The sequence below is a fragment of the Hydrogenophaga aquatica genome (assembly GCF_054780915.1).
In genome coordinates this window covers 38,205-56,738 of sequence record NZ_BAAGVK010000001.1, presented here as the reverse complement: position 1 = coordinate 56,738, position 18,534 = coordinate 38,205, and the positions used below count along the sequence as shown (strand labels likewise).

Sequence of the window (18,534 nt, the reverse complement as noted above, 5' to 3'; positions counted from 1 at the left end):
GAGGCAAGAGGTGCATCCATGCGGCGGCAGCCGCGGTGGAATGCAGAGGGAGGATGTCAGGCCGTCGTTAGCCTGAAACAGCGTGAGCAAAAACCGTGCCTCGGAAAGGGCGTGGCTGTGACGCTCTTTCCGAGGAGGTTTGTCCCGAATCGGGTGCTGTGGTGCACCATCTTGGTGATTCAGGGCGGGGCGTTGTCTCTCTCTGCCCGCTTTTTGTGGTTCAGGCGGCCTTTTCCACGTGGACCTGGCGGGTGTACAGGAAGTCGATCACCGCCTTGCGGTACTGCAGGTAGGCCGGGTCTTCGGCCAGCTCCACGCGGTTGCGCGGGCGCGGAAGTGCCACTGGCAGCACCTCGCCGATGGTGGCGGCAGGGCCGTTGGTCATCATCACGATCTTGTCGGCCAGCAGCACGGCCTCGTCTACGTCGTGCGTCACCATCACCACCGTGCTTTGCGTGCGTGCCACGATTTCCAGCAACTCGTCCTGCAGCTTGGCGCGGGTCAGGGCGTCCAGCGCGCCAAAGGGCTCGTCCATCAGCAGCACCTTGGGCTCCATGGCCAGGGCGCGGGCAATGCCCACACGCTGCTTCATGCCGCCAGAGATTTCGCCCGGGCGTTTCTGCGCGGCGTGCGCCAGTCCCACCAACTCCAGCGCTGCATGAGTGCGCGCGGTCAGCTGGGCCTTGTTCTCGGCAGCGGCACCGGTGCTTTTCGCCCCCGCGCCAAACACGCGTTCTACGCCCAGGTAGACGTTCTCGAAGCAAGTCAGCCACGGCAGCAGCGAGTGGTTCTGGAACACCACGGCGCGTTCCGGCCCGGGCCCCGCGATCTCGCGCCCGGCGCACAGCAGCACGCCATCGGTGGGCGTGGTGAGCCCGGCAATCAGGTTGAGCAGCGTGGACTTGCCGCAGCCCGAGTGGCCGATCAGCGCCACGAATTCGCCCTTGGCGATGCTCAGGTGGATGTCGCGCAACGCGGGGAACAGGCCCTTCTTGGTCTTGAAGGTCTGGGCCACGCCCTGGATGTCGATGTACTTTGCGTCGTTCATGATTTCACCTCTTCGAACGTGAAGGCCGTGGCCAGCTTGATCAGCGCCATCTCCAGCAGCAGGCCCACGGTGCCGATGACGAAGATCGCCACGATGATGTTGGTGACGTTGAGGTTGTTCCACTCGTCCCACACCCAGAAGCCAATGCCCACACCGCCCGTCAGCATCTCGGCGGCCACGATCACCAGCCACGCGGTGCCCACGGCCAGGCGCACACCCGTCAGCATGTAGGGCAGCACGGCGGGAAACAGGATCTTGGTCACGATCTTCCACTCGCTCAGGTTCAGCACCCGGGCCACGTTCATGTAGTCCTGCGGCACGCGCTGCACACCCACGGCGGTGTTGATCACCATCGGCCAGATCGAGCAGATGAAGATGGTCCAGATGGCGGCCGGGTTGGCGCCCTTGAACACCAGCAACCCGATAGGCAGCCACGCCAGCGGCGACACCGGCCGCAGCAGGCTGATGAGCGGGTTGAACATGCGGCTGAGGAAGCCGAAGCGTCCGATCATGAAGCCCAGCGGAATGCCCACCACCGCCGCCAGGCCGAAGCCCATGGCCACGCGCTGCAACGACATCAGCACGTTCCAGCCCACGCCCTGGTCGTTGGGGCCGTTGCGGTAGAACGGGTCCGAGAAGATCTGCAGTGCCTGCCTGCCCGTTTCCAGGGGCGACGGGATGCTGCTGCCCGTGGACACCGACACCAGGTACCACACCCCGATCAACAGCAACAGGCCGAGCACTGGCGGGACCACCCGCTGTGCCAGCTCCGTCAGATCGATCCAAGGGGCTTTGCGGGTCACCGCCTGAGGCGGTGTTGGCGCGGGTTTGCTGACAGCTTTGGTTGCCAGAGCCTGGGCCATGGTGGCGGGTTTCGCCGTGCTCGTCACTGGCGTGGCCGCTTCCAGCGGTGAATGAAAGACTGCGCTGACCATGGTGTTCTCCTCAGACCTTGACCTTGAAACTGTCTGCGTACTTCGCCGGGTCCTTGCCGTCCCACACCACGCCGTCCACCAGCTTGTGCGTGCGCATCTCGCTCTTGGGCAGGGGGGTCTTGCTGGCCGTGGCGGCCTGTTTGTAGATGTCGATGCGGTTGATGGCCTTGGCCACCCCCAGGTAGTCGGGGTGGTCCTTGATCAGACCCCAGCGCTTGTGCTGCGTCAGGAACCACATGCCGTCGCTCAGGTAGGGGAAGTTCACGGCACCGTCGTTGTAGAACTTCATGTGGTTGGGGTCGTCCCAGGTCTTGCCCATGCCGTCCTGGTAGCGGCCCAGAATGCGCTGGTTGATTGCGTCCACGCCGGTGTTCACGTAGGCGCGGTCGGCGATCGTCTCGGCCATCTTCAGTTTGTTTTGCAGGCCAGCGTCAATCCACTTGCCCGCCTCCAGAATGGCCGCCGTCACGGCGCGCGCCGTGTTGGGGTACTTCTGCACGAATTCAGCAGTGGTGCCCAGCACCTTTTCGGGGTGGTCCTGCCAGATGGCCTGGGTCGTGGTGGCGGTGATGCCGATGCCGTCCATGATCGCCCGGTGGTTCCAGGGTTCGCCCACGCAGAAGCCGTCCATGTTGCCCACGCGCATGTTGGCCACCATCTGGGGCGGCGGCACGGTGATGACCTTGGCGTCCTTCATCGGATTGATGCCGTGGGCTGCCAGCCAGTAGTAGATCCACATGGCGTGCGTGCCGGTGGGGAAGGTCTGCGCGAACGTGTACTCGCGCTTGTCCGTTTGCATGAGCTTGGCCAGGCTGGCGCCGTCCACGGCCCCCTTGTCTGCCAGCTTCTTGCTCAGCGTGATGGCCTGGCCGTTGTGGTTCAGGTTCATCAGCACTGCCATGTCCTTCTTGGGACCGGCCGTGCCCAGGTGCACACCGTAGATCAGACCGTACAGCACGTGGGCGAAGTCCAGTTCGCCGTTGACCAGCTTGTCGCGCACGCCAGGCCAGCTCGCTTCCTTGGTGGGGATGATCTTGACGCCGTATTTCTGGTCGAAACCCAGCACCGATGCCATCACTACACTGGCGCAGTCCGTCAGCGGGATGAAGCCGATCTTCACTTCCTTCTTCTCTGGCGCATCCGAGCCCGCTGCCCACACGCCGTGGTGGCCCAGGGTGGAGAACAGGGCAGCGCCTGCCAGCGCGCCCCCTTTCTTGATGAGTTCGCGCCGGTTGGGCTGCGCGGCCTGGGGTTCGGCGCGGGTTTCGACGGGGCTGGCGGTGGAGGGGAGGATTCGGCTCATGGCAATTCCTTGACAAGCGATGACCAAAAACAAAAACGGCGCCCATCACGCCGGCCGCTTTCGCAGACCGGTGATGGACGCCGTTGTCCGGGGGTGTGTCGTATCAGGACACTGGATTGGCGCCGCCGTTGGCCCAAACCGTCGATGGGGTTAAAGCACCTTCCGTGCCAGCTCTTTGTTCCAGTGGAGTGTCCGTCTTGCCGGTCAGGGCCATGCCCTGGGCTGGGCCTGCGCCCAGGCAGTGCCCAGCATGGTGCATGGTCAGGGATTTCCAAGAATGGTGCACCGCAGCAGTGCCCCCGGGCACGCTGTCAGCGCAAGCGGGCGGGCAGCACCTCAGCCATGGACAGCACGGCCTCTGCCACTTCCACCAGCCGCCGGCCCTGGTTCATGGCCATCTGCCGCATCGTGCGGTGCGCGTCCTCTTCGCTCAACTGGCGGTGTGCCATCAGCAGGCCCTTGGCCCGCTCGATCACCTTCCGCTCGTTCAGGCTGGCGCGCACGGTGTCCAGTTCCTCTTCCATCTTCTGCAGGCGGTGGGCCTGGGCATGCAACAGGTCCAGCACCCCTCGGTCAAGTTGCGAGCCCAGTGGGCGAACCGGTGCCTGCGCCTCCAGGGCGTCGGGTTCCTCAAAGAAGGGGGCGTGCGTTTCGGGCGCCACGGGGGATTCGTTCAGCGTGGCCTTCAGTCTCTCCAGGTTCTCCAGCTCCAGCCGGGCCTGCGCGAGCTTTCTGTCGCACAAGGCCTGCAGCGCCTGCGACAGGTGCATCTCCACCGTGCGCATGGCATCAATGCGGGCGCTGCAGCCTTCGAACCATGGTGTGCTCCACGCCGTGTTGAGCGCTCCGCCGTCGGCGCTCGTGCACAGCACGCGCCGCATCCGTTCCAGCTCGGCCAACTGCGGGGCCGACAAGCTGCTCTCCCACAAGGTGCGCGTACCGGGGTCGGCGAAGTCGGCGAACACCTCCAGGCACTGCTCCTGCGACTCGATCAGCCGCATCAGCCGCTGCTGCTGTCGGGCGTCCGCGCGCCCGGCGGCGAACATGGCGGCACCCGTGGCGCGCTCCTGCCCCACAAATTCCTTGCCCTGCATGAAGTTGAACAGGCTGACCAGCATGCGGGAAACGTCGGGATCGGTGGCCGTGTCTGCGGCCTCGAACACCACCGCCAGCAGGCCCGCGACCAGTTGCACGTAGGCCGCGGTCGCGCGCGGCGCGTCCCAGCGCTGGCGTTCCACACGGCGGCGCAGGCCGGGCAGGGCGTCCAGCCCCTGCAGCACGTAGGCAATGCGGCTGAACAGTCTCGCCCCGTTGGTCATGCCCTGCGGTTCGATGTTGAGTTTGTCAAAGCTGGCGCGCAGGGCTGCTTCGGTGGCGTCGCTGGCCAGCAGCTGCTCCTGGCGTGCGGTGCTGGCGTGAGCGCCGCCCGAGCCCAGGAAAAGATTCGTCAGCCCGCGCTCGCGCTGCAGGTCGTGGATCATGCGGGCGGTGGTGTCCACCAGCACGCTGGTCTGCGCCAGCTGGCGCAGATCGGCGATCTCGCAGCGCTTGGCCGCGACCAGGAAGCACAAACCCGTTTTCATCTCTTGAATACCCGCCTTTCGGAAAAACATCAGCAACAAACGTGCCTTGCCCCTGCCGCCCGGCTGGCGTTGGCGCCGCGCTTACACTCGCCGCATGCTGATTTTGGGTATCGAATCCTCCTGTGATGAAACCGGCGTGGCCCTGGTCGACGCCTCGGGTGCGGCCACGCCCAGGCTGCTGGGCCATGCCCTGCACAGCCAGATTGAGATGCACCAGGCCTACGGCGGTGTGGTGCCCGAGCTCGCCAGCCGCGACCACATCCGCCGCGTGTTGCCCCTTACTGCCGCCGCACTTGCCCAGGCGGGGCGCAGTCTGCAAGACGTTGAACTGGTGGCCTACACGCGCGGCCCCGGTCTGGCTGGTGCCTTGCTGGTGGGTGCGGGCGTGGCCTGCGCCATGGCCGCCGCGCTGGGCAAGCCCACCTTGGGCGTGCACCACCTTGAAGGGCATCTGCTGTCCCCCTTCCTCAGCGCCGATCCACCCGAATTCCCCTTCATCGCACTGCTCGTGTCCGGCGGGCACACGCAGCTCATGCGAGTGGATGGTGTAGGCCAGTACCAATTGCTGGGCGAAACCATCGACGACGCCGCTGGCGAAGCCTTTGACAAATCGGCCAAGCTGCTGGGTCTGGGTTACCCGGGCGGCCCAGCGTTGTCCCGGCTGGCGCAGCACGGCGATCCGCAGGCGTTCAAGCTGCCCCGGCCGCTGCTACATAGCGGTGACCTCGATTTTTCGTTCGCGGGCCTCAAGACGGCCGTGTTGACCCAGGCCAAGAAGCTGGGTGACGACCTGCCGTTGCGCCAAGCCGATCTGGCGGCGTCAACGCAGGCGGCCATCGTCGAGGTGCTGGTGAAGAAGGCGCTGGCAGCCGTGAGCCAGTCCGGGTTGCGACGGCTGGTGGTGGCGGGTGGGGTGGGGGCCAACAGCCTGCTGCGCGAGCAGTTGAACCAGGCCTGTGCCAAACGCGGCGTGCGGGTGCATTACCCCGAGTTGCACCTGTGTACCGACAACGGCGCCATGATCGCCCTGGCCGCTGGCTTGCGCGCCCAGGCCGGCCAATTGCCGCCATCTTCCGGCTACGGCTTTGACGTCAAACCCCGCTGGCCGCTGGCCGACTTGTCCCAGGCCGTGCAGTAAACTGGCGCACCCTTTTTGTGCTGGTGTCGCATATGTGACACTTTGCGGGCTGTGTCGAAACCCCTTTGGGCTTCCAAGAGCATCACCATGAAACTGCTGTCTTCCCTGACGCGTCTCGGCACGCGTACCCTGCGTGCGGTCTCGCGCCGCAGCGCCCTGGCCGCCATCGCTTCGATGGCCTGCATCGGCATGGCATCCGCCAACACCCCCGCTGCTGGTGCCCCCATCCGCCTGGCCCTCATCGAAGGCCTGTCGGGCCCCCTGGCCAACACGGGTGAAGCGGTATTCCGCAACCTGGTCTGGGCTACCGAACGCGTCAACGCCCGTGGCGGCGTGCGTCTGCCAGGCGGCGCACGGCCGCTGTTGGTCGAGCGTTTCGACAGCAAGGGTCAGACCGAAGAGGCGCTTTCCTCCTTGCGCGCCGCCGTGGACGCCGACATCCGCATCGTCATGCAGGGCAATTCCTCGGCCGCCGCCGCCGCCCTCATCGACGCCATCAACAAGCACAACGAGCGCGATCCTTCTCGTCAGGTGCTGTTCCTCAACTACTCGGCGGTGGACCCCATCCTCACCAACGAGAAGTGCAGCTTCTGGCATTTCCGCTTCGACGCCCATGCCGACATGCGCATGGCCGCGCTGATGGACGTCATCAAGGCCGACCGAGATGTGAAGAGCGTCTATCTGATCGGCCAGGACTACAGCTTTGGTCAGGCCGTGCAGCGCGAAGCCCGCCGCCAGCTGGGCCTGCAGCGTCCGGACGTCCGCATCGTCGGGGAAGAGCTGCACCCCATGGCCCGCGTCAAGGACTTCCTGCCGTACGCGACCAAGATCAAGGCCAGCGGCGCGCAGGCCGTCATCACCGGCAACTGGGGCAACGACCTGACGCTGCTGGTCAAGGCCGCGCGCGAAGTCGGCTTTGAAGGCAAGTTCTACACCTTCTACGGCAACGCCCTGGGCGCGCCCGCGGCCATCGGCGATGCAGGCATCGGCAAGGTGGTGGCCGTGGCCGACTGGTTCCCCAACGTCCCCGGTGCCGAGTCCAAGGCTTTCTATGAAAGCTTCCGCGCCCGCTTCCCACGCCCGGCGGACGATTACGTCCACATGCGCATGCAGCTGATGATCGAAGCCCTGGCACAGGCCATCGAGCGGGCAGCTGGTTCGACGGCAGGCATGCCTTCGGCCCAGGCCATGGCCCGGGCGCTGGAAAACGCCGACGTCACGCTGGCGGGGCAGCGTCTGCGCATGCGCGCGGCCGACCACCAGGCCCAGCAGGCGCTCGTGGTGTCCGTCATGGACCGCCAGGGAGCCCCCGGCGTGCCGTTCGACGTGGAAGGCTCCGGCTACGGCTTCCGCGTCATCCGCCAGCTGGCACCCAACGCGGCAGAGCAACCCCACAGCTGCCAGATGAACCGCCCCTGACGGCTGCTCGCCCATAATCGGCCCTTTGTTTCCAACGAAAGGGCAGGGCATGCGATCCGTCGTGGCAGAACTGGAAGAGTCGCGCATCCGTGAGGTGGCCAACGCTGGAATGGGGCGTGAAGACGTGCTGGCGTTCTGGTTTGGCGAGAGCGACGAAGTCACACCCGGTTTCATCCGCGACTCGGCGATAGCCTCCCTCAACGCAGGCGAAACCTTTTACGCCCACAACCTGGGTCTGCCTGCCTTGCGCGAAGCCCTGGGCCGCTACACGCACAGGCTGCACCCGCAGCACGACGCGGCGCATTGGCAGGGCCGCATTGCCGTCACTTCGGGCGGTGTAAACGGCCTGATGCTGGCCGCGCAAACCCTGGTGGACGCTGGCGATGAGGTGGTCGTCGTCACGCCGGTGTGGCCCAACCTGGTGGCGCAGCCGCTCATCATGGGCGGCAAGGTTCGTTGCGTCAGCCTTCACCCTGGTGCAGATGGCCTGTGGCGGCTGGATCTGGACGAGCTTCTGGCCGCTGTCACGCCCGGCACCCGCATGCTGGTGCTCAACGCGCCCAACAACCCCACCGGCTGGACGCTCACCCGCGCCGAACAGCAGGCCATCCTGGACCATTGCCGCCGCACCGGCACCTGGGTGCTGGCGGACGAGGTGTACGAACGCCTGTACTACGCCGCCAGCGGCAACGGCTGCGCGCCCAGCTTCCTGGATGTGGCCGAGCCCGATGACCGCCTTGTCGTGGTGCACAGCTTTTCCAAGAGTTTCCTCATGACGGGCTGGCGCCTGGGCTGGATGGTGTTGCCGCCCGAACTGGTGCAGCCGGTGGGCAAGCTCATCGAGTTCAACACCTCTTGCGCACCCGTGTTCACCCAGCGTGCCGCGGTAGTGGCGCTGGAGCGCGGCGACGAGGTGACGCCCGCCCTGGTTGCGCACCTGAAGCTTTGCCGCGACACCCTGGTGCCGCTATTGCAGGCTTTGCCCGGCGTTCAGGTGGCCGTGCCGCCGGGCGGCATGTACGCCTTCTTCAAGCTACCCGTCGAGGGAGACAGCCTTACGGTGGCCAAGCGCCTGGTGCGCGAGGCCGGGCTGGGCCTGGCCCCCGGTAGCGCCTTCGGCATGGAAGGGGAGGGTTGGCTGCGCTGGTGCTTAGCCAGCCGCGACGTCGATCGCCTGCGCCAGGGGGTGGCTCGCCTTCAGCGCTGGCTCGGGGTATAATCATCAGTTGCCTTCGCATGTGCGTGGGCAATTCACGCCCGTTGCGGCAGCTGGCAACCCTCCATGGGGTGCGGCAACCTGCGGCGGGTCGCATGTCAACCAAGGACTCATCCAAATGATCGCATCCTCCATCAAGGCCGAAGTCATCGCGGCCAACGCCCGTGCCGCTAACGACACTGGCAGCCCCGAAGTGCAAGTCGCCATCCTGACCGCACGCATCAACGAACTGACCCCCCACTTCAAGACCCACGCCAAAGACCACCACGGTCGCCGCGGTCTGCTGAAGATGGTGAGCCGCCGCCGCAAGCTGCTGGACTACCTGAAGTCCAAGGACTCCGACCGTTACGTCGCCCTGATCCAGAAACTGGGCCTGCGCAAGTAATTTGGTCCGGCGCAAACGCTGAACAAGAAACGCCTGGGTTGCCACGCTGCCTCAGGCGTTTTTCGCTTTTTCAACGGAGTGCTGTCGTTCAGATCGAAGCTGTGTCATTCCAACGGGGCGTCTGCAACGCCCGTCGCCTCGCTGGAATGGCATCGTGTTCTGAAGGCAAATCTCCAGGCAGGGTGCGTGGCCTCACACGCACACATCAAAGGAGCAGAACATGAGCATGTTCAACAAAGTCACCAAAACCTTCCAGTGGGGCAAGCACACTGTCCGCATGGAAACCGGCGAAATCGCCCGTCAGTCCAGCGGCGCCGTGCTGCTCGACATGGAAGGCACCGTCGTGCTGGCCACCGTCGTGGCCAAGAGCGAAGCCAAGGCCGGTCAGGACTTCTTCCCGCTGACCGTGGACTACATCGAGAAGTCCTACGCTGCTGGCAAGATCCCCGGCAGCTTCTTCAAGCGTGAAGGCCGCCCCAGCGAGCTGGAAACCCTGACCAGCCGCCTGATCGACCGCCCGATCCGCCCGCTGTTCCCCGAAGGTTTCTTCAACGAAGTGCAGGTGGTCATCCACACGCTTTCGCTGAACCCCGAGGTGGACGCCGACATCGCCGCCATGATCGCCACCAGCGCTGCGCTGTCCGTGTCTGGCATCCCGTTCAACGGCCCCATCGGTGCAGCTCGCGTGGGCTACATCAACGGTGAATACGTGCTCAACCCCGGCCAGTCCGAGCGTGCCAACAGCCAGATGGATCTGGTCGTCGCAGGCACCCAGGCTGCTGTGCTGATGGTCGAATCCGAAGCCGAGCAGCTGTCCGAAGAAGTGATGCTGGGCGCCGTGGTGTTCGGTCACGAGCAGGGCAACATCGCCATCAATGCCATCAACGAACTGGTGCGTGATGCTGGCAAGCCCGAGTGGAACTGGCAGCCTCCGGCGCAAGACGACGCCCTGATCGCCAAGGTCGAGGCCCTGGGCCGCGACAAGCTCGCCGCCGCCTACCAGATCCGCAACAAGCAGGCCCGTACCCAGGCCTGCCGCGAGGCCTACGCCGCCGTCATGGAAGGCCTGAAGGCCGAAGGCGTGGAGTTCGACGGCGTGAAGGTTGAAGGCCTGCTGTTCAACATCGAAGCTTCCATCGTGCGCGGCCAGATCCTGGCTGGTGAGCCCCGCATCGACGGCCGCGACACCCGCACCGTGCGCCCCATCGAAATCCGCAATGGCGTGCTGCCGCGCACCCACGGTTCCGCCCTGTTCACGCGTGGTGAAACCCAGGCTCTGGTCATCGCCACCCTGGGTACCGACCGTGACGCCCAGCGCATCGACGCGCTGGCTGGCGAGTTCGACGACCGCTTCATGCTGCACTACAACATGCCTCCGTTCGCCACCGGCGAGACCGGCCGCGTGGGCAGCCCGAAGCGCCGCGAGATCGGCCACGGCCGCCTGGCCAAGCGTGCCCTGGTGGCCGCGCTGCCCAGCAAGGAAGAATTCCCCTACACCATCCGCGTGGTGTCCGAAATCACCGAATCCAACGGCTCTTCTTCCATGGCTTCCGTCTGCGGCGGCTGCCTGGCGCTGATGGACGCGGGCGTGCCCATGAAGGCGCACGTGGCTGGCATTGCCATGGGCCTGATCAAGGAAGGCAACCGCTTCGCCGTGCTGACCGACATCCTGGGTGACGAGGACCACCTCGGCGACATGGACTTCAAGGTGGCCGGCACCACCAACGGCGTGACCGCCCTGCAGATGGACATCAAGATCCAGGGCATCACCAAGGAAATCATGCAGGTCGCCCTGGCCCAGGCCAAGGAAGCGCGCATGCACATCCTGGGCAAGATGCAGGAAGCCATGGGCGAGGCCAAGACCGAGATCTCGACCTTCGCGCCGCGCCTGTACACCATGAAGATCAACCCCGAGAAGATCCGTGACGTGATCGGCAAGGGCGGCGCCACCATCCGTGCGCTGACCGAAGAAACCGGCACCCAGATCGACATCGCTGAAGACGGCACCATCACCATCGCCTCCACCGACGGCGAGAAGGCTGAACTGGCCAAGAAGCGCATCGAGGAGATCACCGCCGAAGTCGAAATCGGCAAGGTCTACGAAGGCCCGGTCACCAAGATCCTCGACTTCGGTGCCCTGGTCAACCTACTGCCCGGCAAGGATGGCCTGCTGCACATCAGCCAGATCGCGCACCAGCGCGTCGAGAAGGTCACCGACTTCCTCAAGGAAGGCCAGATCGTCAAGGTCAAGGTGCTCGAGACCGACGAGAAGGGTCGCGTGAAGCTGTCCATGAAGGCGCTGATCGACCGCGAGGACGCGGCTGCCCAGCAGCAACAGCAACAACAGTGATCGTTGTTTCTGCTCATGGCTGAGTCGATGCAAGTCGTTGAGATCACCGGCTACGGCGCGCCAGAGGTGCTGCAGCTCGCCACGCGCGAGCGGCCCGCCCCCGGTGCTGGCGAGGTGCTGATCCGCGTGGCTGCGTCCGGCGTGAACCGCCCGGACGTGCTGCAGCGCACCGGCAACTACCCGGTGCCGCCTGGGGCTTCCGACATCCCTGGTCTGGAGGTCGCCGGCGTCATCGAGGCCGGTGATGCTGCTGCGCTGGCCGAAGCTGGCCTCGCCGTGGGCGACCACGTGTGTGCGCTGGTGGCTGGCGGCGGTTATGCCGAGTACTGCGTCGCCCCGGTGGGCCAGTGCCTGCCGGTGCCGCGTGGCTGGTCCGACCTGGACGCCGCTGGCCTGCCCGAGACTTTCTTCACGGTCTGGAGCAACGTTTTCGACCGTGGGCGCCTGCAAGCGGGTGAAACCCTGCTGGTGCAGGGTGGCTCCAGCGGCATCGGCGTCACGGCCATCCAGATGGGCAAGGCCATGGGTGCCACCGTCATCGTCACTGTGGGCAGCGACGACAAGGCGCAAGCCTGCCTGGCGCTGGGTGCCGATCACGCCATCAACTACAAGACGCAGGACTTCGTTCGCGAGGTGGCCAACCTTACGGGTGGCCGTGGCGTTGACGTGATCCTGGACATGGTTGCTGGCCCCTACGTGGCCCGGGAGCTGGACTGCCTTGCCGAAGATGGCCGCCTGGTCATCATCGCGGTGCAGGGTGGCGTGAAGGCCGAGATCAACGCCGGTGCCGTGCTGCGGCGGCGCCTGACGGTCACGGGTTCCACGCTGCGGCCCCGTCCGGTTGCGTTCAAGGCCGCCATCGCGCGCAGCCTGCGCCAGCACGTCTGGCCCATGCTTGAATCGGGCCGTATCCGCCCCGTGGTGTTCCGTGTGTTTCCGGCAGCTCAGGCCGCCCAGGCGCACGCCCTCATGGAGTCCAACCAGCATATCGGCAAACTGCTGCTGAGCTGGGTGGATTGAGCCTGTTTCCCTTCCCCATCGATTGACGAAGATGAAGAAACTCATTGCCGGCAACTGGAAGATGAATGGCAGCCTGGCTGCCAACAAGGCTCTGCTGGATGCGCTCAAGGGCGCTATGCCGGCGGCTGTTGGCGCTGATGTCGCGCTGTGCGTGCCTGCGGTGTACCTGCCCCAGGCGCAGTCAGAGCTGCAAGACAGTCCCATTGCCTGGGGGGCGCAGGATGTGTCTGCCCACGAGCAGGGTGCCTACACCGGCGAAATCGCGGCGGGCATGCTCAAGGACTTTGCATGCCGGTATGCCATCGTTGGCCATTCCGAGCGCAGGCAGTACCATGGCGAAAACGACGAGACCGTTGCAACCAAGGCGCAACGCGCCCTGGCCGCTGGCATCACGCCGATCGTCTGCATTGGCGAGACGCTGGCCGAGCGCGAGTCCGGCCAGACCGAGGCGGTCGTCAAGCGCCAGCTGGCTGCTGTGATCCACACCGTCGGTCACTGCACCAGCGAAATCGTCGTGGCTTACGAGCCGGTATGGGCCATCGGCACCGGCCGCACGGCCACTCCAGAGCAGGCCCAGGCCGTGCATGCGGTGCTGCGTGCCCAGTTGCAGGCGGCCACGGCCCACGCCGACCGCATCCGCATCCTCTACGGCGGCAGCATGAACGCAGGCAATGCCGCGCAACTGCTGGCGCAGCCCGACATCGATGGCGGGCTCATCGGTGGCGCCTCTCTCAAGGCCGAAGACTTTCTGAAAATCATCGCTTCATGCCCTCAAGTGGGTTGAGGCAAAAGCATCCGGAGAAAACATGAACATTCTGATGACCATCCTTCTGGCGGTGCAGTTGCTGTCCGCCATCTCCATGATCGGCCTGATCCTGGTTCAGCACGGCAAAGGTGCCGACGCGGGCGCTGCGTTCGGTGGTGGCGCTGGTTCTGCCACGCTGTTCGGCGCCACGGGTGGTGCCAACTTCCTGTCGCGGACCACTGCGGTGCTGGCGACGGTGTTTCTGGCGGCGACGCTTGCCCTGGCCTACTTCGGCAACCTGCGTCCGGCCAGCTCTGGCAGCGTCCTGGAAAACCTGCCCGCCGAAACGGTTCCCGAGACTGGCTCGCAGCAGATTCCCGCTCCCGCACAACCGGCGGCTGGCGCCGGTCAGATTCCTGGGCAGTGACGCCCCGGTCAACCTGGGTGGGGTCGGGTTCCTGCGTTGGAAATTTGACGTTCCGAGCGGGTAAATCCCGATACCCACAAAAATTCTGTCCCTATTCGGGGTAGAATGCTGAAGTTCGCTGAGCGGCGGGCGAGGTACAGCAAGAACCCGCAGCTCACCGATATCTTCCTAAGCCGACGTGGTGAAATTGGTAGACACGCTATCTTGAGGGGGTAGTGGCGAAAGCTGTGCGAGTTCGAGTCTCGCCGTCGGCACCATCACATACACAGGCGCCTGCAGGGCGTCTCCGGGGCAAGCAATGAACCTTGAGCAATACCTTCCCGTACTGTTGTTTGTGTTGGTGGGCTTGGCTGTCGGGGTACTCCCCCAGGTGTTTGGCTACATCCTGGGTCCCAACCGTCCCGACCCCGAAAAGAATTCCCCCTACGAATGCGGCTTCGAAGCCTTCGAGGATGCGCGCATGAAGTTCGACGTGCGCTATTACCTCGTCGCCATTCTCTTCATCCTCTTTGATCTCGAAATCGCCTTCCTGATTCCCTGGGCCGTGGCCTTCGCCGACATCGGTGCCACAGGTTTCTGGGCTGGCGTGATGTTCCTGGCCATCCTTGTCGTGGGTTTTGCCTACGAATGGAAAAAGGGTGCCCTGGATTGGGAATGATGTTGGCGTACAGGCTTCGGAGTAACGCATGATCGAAGGTGTCTTCAAGGAAGGCTTCATCACCACCAGTTATGACTCGGTGGTGAACTGGGCCAAGACCGGCTCGCTGTGGCCCATGACCTTTGGTCTGGCCTGCTGTGCCGTCGAAATGATGCATGCCGCCACGGCGCGCTACGACCTCGCACGCTTCGGTGCCGAGGTCTTCCGTGCCAGTCCGCGGCAGTCCGATCTGATGATCGTGGCCGGCACGCTGTGCAACAAGATGGCGCCAGCCCTGCGAAAGGTGTACGACCAGATGGCTGAGCCACGCTGGGTGCTGTCGATGGGCTCCTGTGCCAACGGCGGTGGTTACTACCACTACAGCTATTCGGTGGTTCGCGGCTGCGACCGCATCGTGCCGGTGGACGTCTATGTCCCGGGCTGCCCGCCCACGGCCGAGGCCTTGCTGTACGGCATCATCCAGCTGCAGCAGAAGATCCGTCGCACCAACACCATTGCGCGCGTCTGAGCGCGCCGGAGGTTTCAGAACATGACCGGTACTACGATGGACGTGGCTCCGGGGGCGGCTCCCGTTGCCGTTGACCCCGAGGCTTTGCGCCAAACCCTGGCCGACTGCCTGGGTGACAAGGTCCAGCAGATCAGCGTCGAACGCGGTGAAGTCACCGTAGTTCTGAACGCGGGCGGCTACTTCGAAGCCATGCAACTGCTTCGCGACGCGCCGGGTTGCCGCTTCGAACAGCTGCTCGACATCTGCGGTGTCGATTACTCCACCTATCGCGAGGGTGCCTGGGAAGGCGCCCGTTTTGCCGTGGTGGCGCACCTGCTGTCGGTCAGCCTGAACCAGCGCGTGCGTGTGCGCGTGTTCTGCCCCGACGACGATTTCCCTGTGGTGCCTTCGGTCTCGTCGCTGTGGACTTCGGCCAACTGGTACGAGCGCGAGGCCTTCGACCTCTACGGCATCGTGTTTGAAGGCCACGACGATCTGCGTCGCATCCTCACCGACTACGGTTTCATCGGGCACCCTTTCCGCAAGGATTTCCCGCTGTCTGGCCACGTGGAAATGCGCTACGACGCCGAGCGCCGTCGCGTGATCTACGAACCCGTCACCATCGAGCCGCGCGAGATCACGCCGCGCATCATCCGCGAAGACAACTACGGCGGACTGCACTGATCATGGCTGAAATCAAGAACTACACCCTGAACTTCGGTCCGCAGCACCCGGCAGCGCACGGCGTGCTGCGACTGGTGCTGGAGCTGGACGGCGAGGTCGTGCAACGCGCCGACCCGCACATCGGCCTGCTGCACCGCGCCACCGAGAAACTGGCCGAGCACAAGACCTTCATCCAGTCGCTGCCCTACATGGACCGGCTGGACTACGTCTCGATGATGTGCAACGAGCACGCCTATTGCCTGGCCATCGAGAAGCTGCTGGGCATCGAGGTGCCCATCCGCGCGCAGTACATCCGCGTGATGTTCAGCGAGATCACCCGCCTGCTCAACCACCTGATGTGGCTGGGTTCCCACGGCAACGACTGCGGCAGCTCCACCATCCTGATCTACGCCTTCCGCGAGCGCGAAGACCTCTTCGACATGTACGAAGCGGTGTCGGGTGCCCGCATGCACGCGGCGTACTTCCGTCCGGGCGGCGTCTACCGCGACCTGCCGGACGCGATGCCGCAGTACAAGGTCAGCAAGATCCGCAACGCCAAGGCGATGGACGAGCTGAACAAGAACCGCCAGGGTTCGCTGCTCGACTTCATCGACGACTTCACGAAGCGCTTCCCCACCTACCTGGCTGAATACCACACGCTGCTGACCGACAACCGCATCTGGAAACAGCGCACGGTGGGCATCGGCGTGGTCAGCCCCGAGCGAGCGCTCAACATGGGCATGACCGGCCCCATGCTGCGCGGCTCTGGCATTGCCTGGGACCTGCGCAAGAAGCAGCCCTACGACGTCTACGACCGTCTGGACTTCGACATTCCCGTCGGCAAGACCGGTGACACGTACGACCGTTACCTCGTCCGCATGGAAGAGATGAACCAGTCCAACCGCATCATCAAGCAGTGCGTGGACTGGCTGCGTGCGAACCCCGGTCCGGTCATCACCGACAACCACAAGGTGGCGCCGCCTTCGCGCGAGTCCATGAAGTCCAACATGGAAGAGCTGATCCACCACTTCAAGCTCTTCACCGAAGGTTTCCACGTGCCCGAGGGCGAAGCCTACGCTGCCGTCGAGCACCCCAAGGGCGAGTTCGGCATCTACCTGATGAGCGATGGTGCCAACAAGCCTTACCGCCTGAAGATCCGCGCGCCTGGTTTTGCGCACCTGTCCTGCCTGGACGAGATGGCTCGTGGCCACATGCTGGCAGACGCGGTGGCCATCATCGGCACCATGGACATCGTGTTTGGAGAGATTGACCGATGACCTCTGAAAAACAAGCCGTACAGGCACAGGCCTTTTCCGAGGCCACGCTGGCACGCTTTGCCCGCGAAGTGGCCAAGTACCCTGCCGACCAGAAACAGTCTGCCGTGATGGCATGTCTGTCCATCGTGCAGCAGGAGCAGGGCTGGGTCAGCCCCGAGGCCGAAAAAGGCATCGGCGACTACCTCGGCATGCCCGCCATCGCCGTGCACGAGGTCACGACCTTCTACAACATGTACAACCAGAAGGCGATGGGCAAGTTCAAGCTCAACGTCTGTACCAACCTGCCGTGCACGTTGCGCGACGGCGGCAAGGCGCTGCAGTACCTGGAAAAGAAACTCGGCATTCACATGGGTGAGACCACGGCCGATGGCCTGTTCACGCTGCAGCAATCCGAGTGCCTGGGTGCCTGCGCCGATTCCCCGGTGATGCTCGTCAACGACCGCCACATGTGCAGCTTCATGAGCAACGAGAAGCTCGACCAGTTGATCGACGGCCTCAAGGCTGCGGAGGGCCAGGCATGAACGTCAACCAGGTGTTGCAACAGTTCCAGGCCAAGGGCCTGGAAACCTGTTTCCACGGCCGCCACATCAACCCGCAGATCTATGCTGGGCTGGATGGCAGCAACTGGTCCATCAAGGACTACGAAGCGCGCGGCGGCTACGAAGCACTGCGCAAGATCCTGGGCAATGATGGCGGTGAAGGCCTCACCCAGGACCAGGTGATCGCGACTGTCAAGGACTCCGCCCTGCGTGGCCGTGGCGGCGCCGGCTTTCCCACCGGTCTGAAGTGGAGCTTCATGCCCCGCCAGTTCCCGGGTCAGAAGCATCTCGTCTGCAACTCGGACGAAGGTGAGCCCGGTACCTGCAAGGACCGCGACATCCTCATGTACAACCCGCACATCGTGATCGAGGGCATGATCATTGCCGCGTACGCGATGGGCATTTCCGTGGGATACAACTACATCCACGGCGAAATCTTCCAGGTCTACGAGCGCTTCGAGGCCGCCCTGGAAGAGGCGAGGGCGGCAGGCTACCTGGGGGACAACATCCTGGGTTCGGGCTTCAGCTTCCAGCTCCACGCCCACCATGGTTTTGGCGCCTACATCTGCGGCGAGGAAACCGCGCTGCTCGAATCGCTGGAAGGCAAGAAGGGCCAGCCGCGTTTCAAGCCGCCGTTCCCGGCCAGCTTCGGCCTGTACGGCAAACCCACCACCATCAACAACACCGAAACCTTTGCGGCGGTGCCCTGGATCATCCGCAACGGTGGCCAGGCCTACCTTGAATGCGGCAAGCCGAACAACGGCGGCACCAAGATCTTCTCGGTCAGCGGTGACGTGGAGCGCCCGGGCAACTACGAGATTCCCATGGGTACGCCCTTCAGCACACTGCTCGAACTCGCCGGGGGTGTGCGTACTGGCCGCCAGCTCAAGGCCGTGATCCCCGGCGGATCTTCGGCACCCGTGCTGCCTGCCAACATCATCATGGACTGCACGATGGATTACGACTCCATCAGCAAGGCAGGCTCCATGCTGGGTTCCGGCGCCGTCATCGTGATGGACGATTCCCGCTGCATGGTCAAGTCCCTGCAGCGCCTGAGCTATTTCTACATGCACGAGTCCTGTGGCCAGTGCACGCCCTGCCGCGAGGGCACGGGCTGGCTGTGGCGCATGGTCGATCGCATCGAGAACGGCCAGGGCCGTCCGAGCGACATGGCGCTGCTCGACAACGTCGCGGAGAACATCATGGGCCGCACCATCTGCGCGCTGGGTGATGCCGCTGCCATGCCGGTGCGCGGCATGATCAAGCACTTCCGCCACGAGTTCGAGCACCACATCGAACACAAGACCTGCATGGTCCCGGCTTACGTTTAACCAGAGCTGA

General features: G+C 64.5%; 18 protein-coding genes and 1 tRNA gene. 15 read left to right on the top strand and 4 right to left on the bottom strand.

Annotated features, from left to right (window positions below):
* Positions 1-220: 220 nt before the first annotated feature.
* The 4 genes from ACYVHH_RS00270 to ACYVHH_RS00255 all read right to left on the bottom strand — a co-directional run bounded on the left by ACYVHH_RS00270 (position 221) and on the right by ACYVHH_RS00255 (position 4,869).
* On the bottom strand, positions 221-1,048 hold the full coding sequence (locus tag ACYVHH_RS00270) for an ABC transporter ATP-binding protein (protein WP_460562987.1): 828 nt from the start codon (positions 1,046-1,048) through the stop codon (positions 221-223).
* Positions 1,045-1,911, bottom strand: coding sequence for a nitrate ABC transporter permease (gene ntrB, locus ACYVHH_RS00265; RefSeq protein WP_460563134.1), 867 nt, complete (start codon positions 1,909-1,911; stop codon positions 1,045-1,047). Before ntrB ends, ACYVHH_RS00270 begins: the two co-directional genes overlap by 4 nt.
* 82 nt (positions 1,912-1,993) lie before the next feature.
* Positions 1,994-3,286 (bottom strand): CmpA/NrtA family ABC transporter substrate-binding protein, encoded by a 1,293-nt coding sequence (locus ACYVHH_RS00260; RefSeq protein ID WP_460562986.1) that lies wholly within the window; start codon positions 3,284-3,286, stop codon positions 1,994-1,996.
* A gap of 311 nt (positions 3,287-3,597) precedes the next feature.
* On the bottom strand, positions 3,598-4,869 hold the full coding sequence (locus tag ACYVHH_RS00255; protein WP_460562985.1) for a nitrate- and nitrite sensing domain-containing protein: 1,272 nt from the start codon (positions 4,867-4,869) through the stop codon (positions 3,598-3,600).
* 94 nt (positions 4,870-4,963) lie between these two features.
* Here ACYVHH_RS00255 and tsaD point away from each other — a divergent pair, with 94 nt between their 5' ends.
* The 15 genes from tsaD to nuoF all read left to right on the top strand — a co-directional run bounded on the left by tsaD (position 4,964) and on the right by nuoF (position 18,524).
* Positions 4,964-6,007 carry a tRNA (adenosine(37)-N6)-threonylcarbamoyltransferase complex transferase subunit TsaD gene (tsaD, locus tag ACYVHH_RS00250; RefSeq protein WP_460562984.1) on the top strand — a complete coding sequence of 348 codons (1,044 nt, stop codon included), beginning with the start codon at positions 4,964-4,966 and terminating at the stop codon, positions 6,005-6,007.
* Between the two features lie 87 nt (positions 6,008-6,094).
* Complete coding sequence (locus ACYVHH_RS00245) at positions 6,095-7,426, top strand: branched-chain amino acid ABC transporter substrate-binding protein (RefSeq protein WP_460562983.1); 1,332 nt, start codon at positions 6,095-6,097, stop codon at positions 7,424-7,426.
* Between the two features lie 49 nt (positions 7,427-7,475).
* Positions 7,476-8,645, top strand: coding sequence for a pyridoxal phosphate-dependent aminotransferase (locus ACYVHH_RS00240; RefSeq protein ID WP_460562982.1), 1,170 nt, complete (start codon positions 7,476-7,478; stop codon positions 8,643-8,645).
* Positions 8,646-8,760: 115 nt separating this feature from the next.
* Entirely contained in the window at positions 8,761-9,027 is a 267-nt protein-coding gene (gene rpsO, locus ACYVHH_RS00235; RefSeq protein ID WP_460562981.1) for a 30S ribosomal protein S15, read from the top strand.
* 220 nt (positions 9,028-9,247) lie between these two features.
* Entirely contained in the window at positions 9,248-11,377 is a 2,130-nt protein-coding gene (gene pnp / locus ACYVHH_RS00230) for a polyribonucleotide nucleotidyltransferase (RefSeq protein ID WP_460562980.1), read from the top strand.
* Positions 11,378-11,404: 27 nt separating this feature from the next.
* Complete coding sequence (locus ACYVHH_RS00225; protein ID WP_460562979.1) at positions 11,405-12,397, top strand: NAD(P)H-quinone oxidoreductase; 993 nt, start codon at positions 11,405-11,407, stop codon at positions 12,395-12,397.
* 31 nt (positions 12,398-12,428) lie between these two features.
* Positions 12,429-13,181: a triose-phosphate isomerase gene (gene tpiA, locus ACYVHH_RS00220; RefSeq protein WP_460562978.1), complete on the top strand. Its 753-nt coding sequence runs from the start codon at positions 12,429-12,431 to the stop codon at positions 13,179-13,181.
* Positions 13,182-13,203: 22 nt separating this feature from the next.
* On the top strand, positions 13,204-13,569 hold the full coding sequence (secG, locus tag ACYVHH_RS00215) for a preprotein translocase subunit SecG (protein ID WP_460562976.1): 366 nt from the start codon (positions 13,204-13,206) through the stop codon (positions 13,567-13,569).
* Between the two features lie 172 nt (positions 13,570-13,741).
* Positions 13,742-13,826 (top strand) — tRNA-Leu (locus tag ACYVHH_RS00210).
* Between the two features lie 41 nt (positions 13,827-13,867).
* Positions 13,868-14,227, top strand: coding sequence for an NADH-quinone oxidoreductase subunit A (locus tag ACYVHH_RS00205; RefSeq protein ID WP_460562975.1), 360 nt, complete (start codon positions 13,868-13,870; stop codon positions 14,225-14,227).
* Positions 14,228-14,255: 28 nt separating this feature from the next.
* Complete coding sequence (locus tag ACYVHH_RS00200; RefSeq protein WP_460562974.1) at positions 14,256-14,735, top strand: NuoB/complex I 20 kDa subunit family protein; 480 nt, start codon at positions 14,256-14,258, stop codon at positions 14,733-14,735.
* A 36-nt stretch (positions 14,736-14,771) separates the two neighbouring features.
* Positions 14,772-15,398 carry an NADH-quinone oxidoreductase subunit C gene (locus ACYVHH_RS00195; protein ID WP_460563133.1) on the top strand — a complete coding sequence of 209 codons (627 nt, stop codon included), beginning with the start codon at positions 14,772-14,774 and terminating at the stop codon, positions 15,396-15,398.
* A 2-nt stretch (positions 15,399-15,400) separates the two neighbouring features.
* Positions 15,401-16,654 carry an NADH-quinone oxidoreductase subunit D gene (locus tag ACYVHH_RS00190; RefSeq protein ID WP_460562973.1) on the top strand — a complete coding sequence of 418 codons (1,254 nt, stop codon included), beginning with the start codon at positions 15,401-15,403 and terminating at the stop codon, positions 16,652-16,654.
* Complete coding sequence (gene nuoE, locus ACYVHH_RS00185) at positions 16,651-17,175, top strand: NADH-quinone oxidoreductase subunit NuoE (protein ID WP_460562972.1); 525 nt, start codon at positions 16,651-16,653, stop codon at positions 17,173-17,175. Before ACYVHH_RS00190 ends, nuoE begins: the two co-directional genes overlap by 4 nt.
* Positions 17,172-18,524: an NADH-quinone oxidoreductase subunit NuoF gene (nuoF, locus tag ACYVHH_RS00180; protein ID WP_460562971.1), complete on the top strand. Its 1,353-nt coding sequence runs from the start codon at positions 17,172-17,174 to the stop codon at positions 18,522-18,524. The genes nuoE and nuoF overlap by 4 nt, the downstream gene beginning before the upstream one ends.
* The last annotated feature ends 10 nt before the right edge of the window (positions 18,525-18,534 follow it).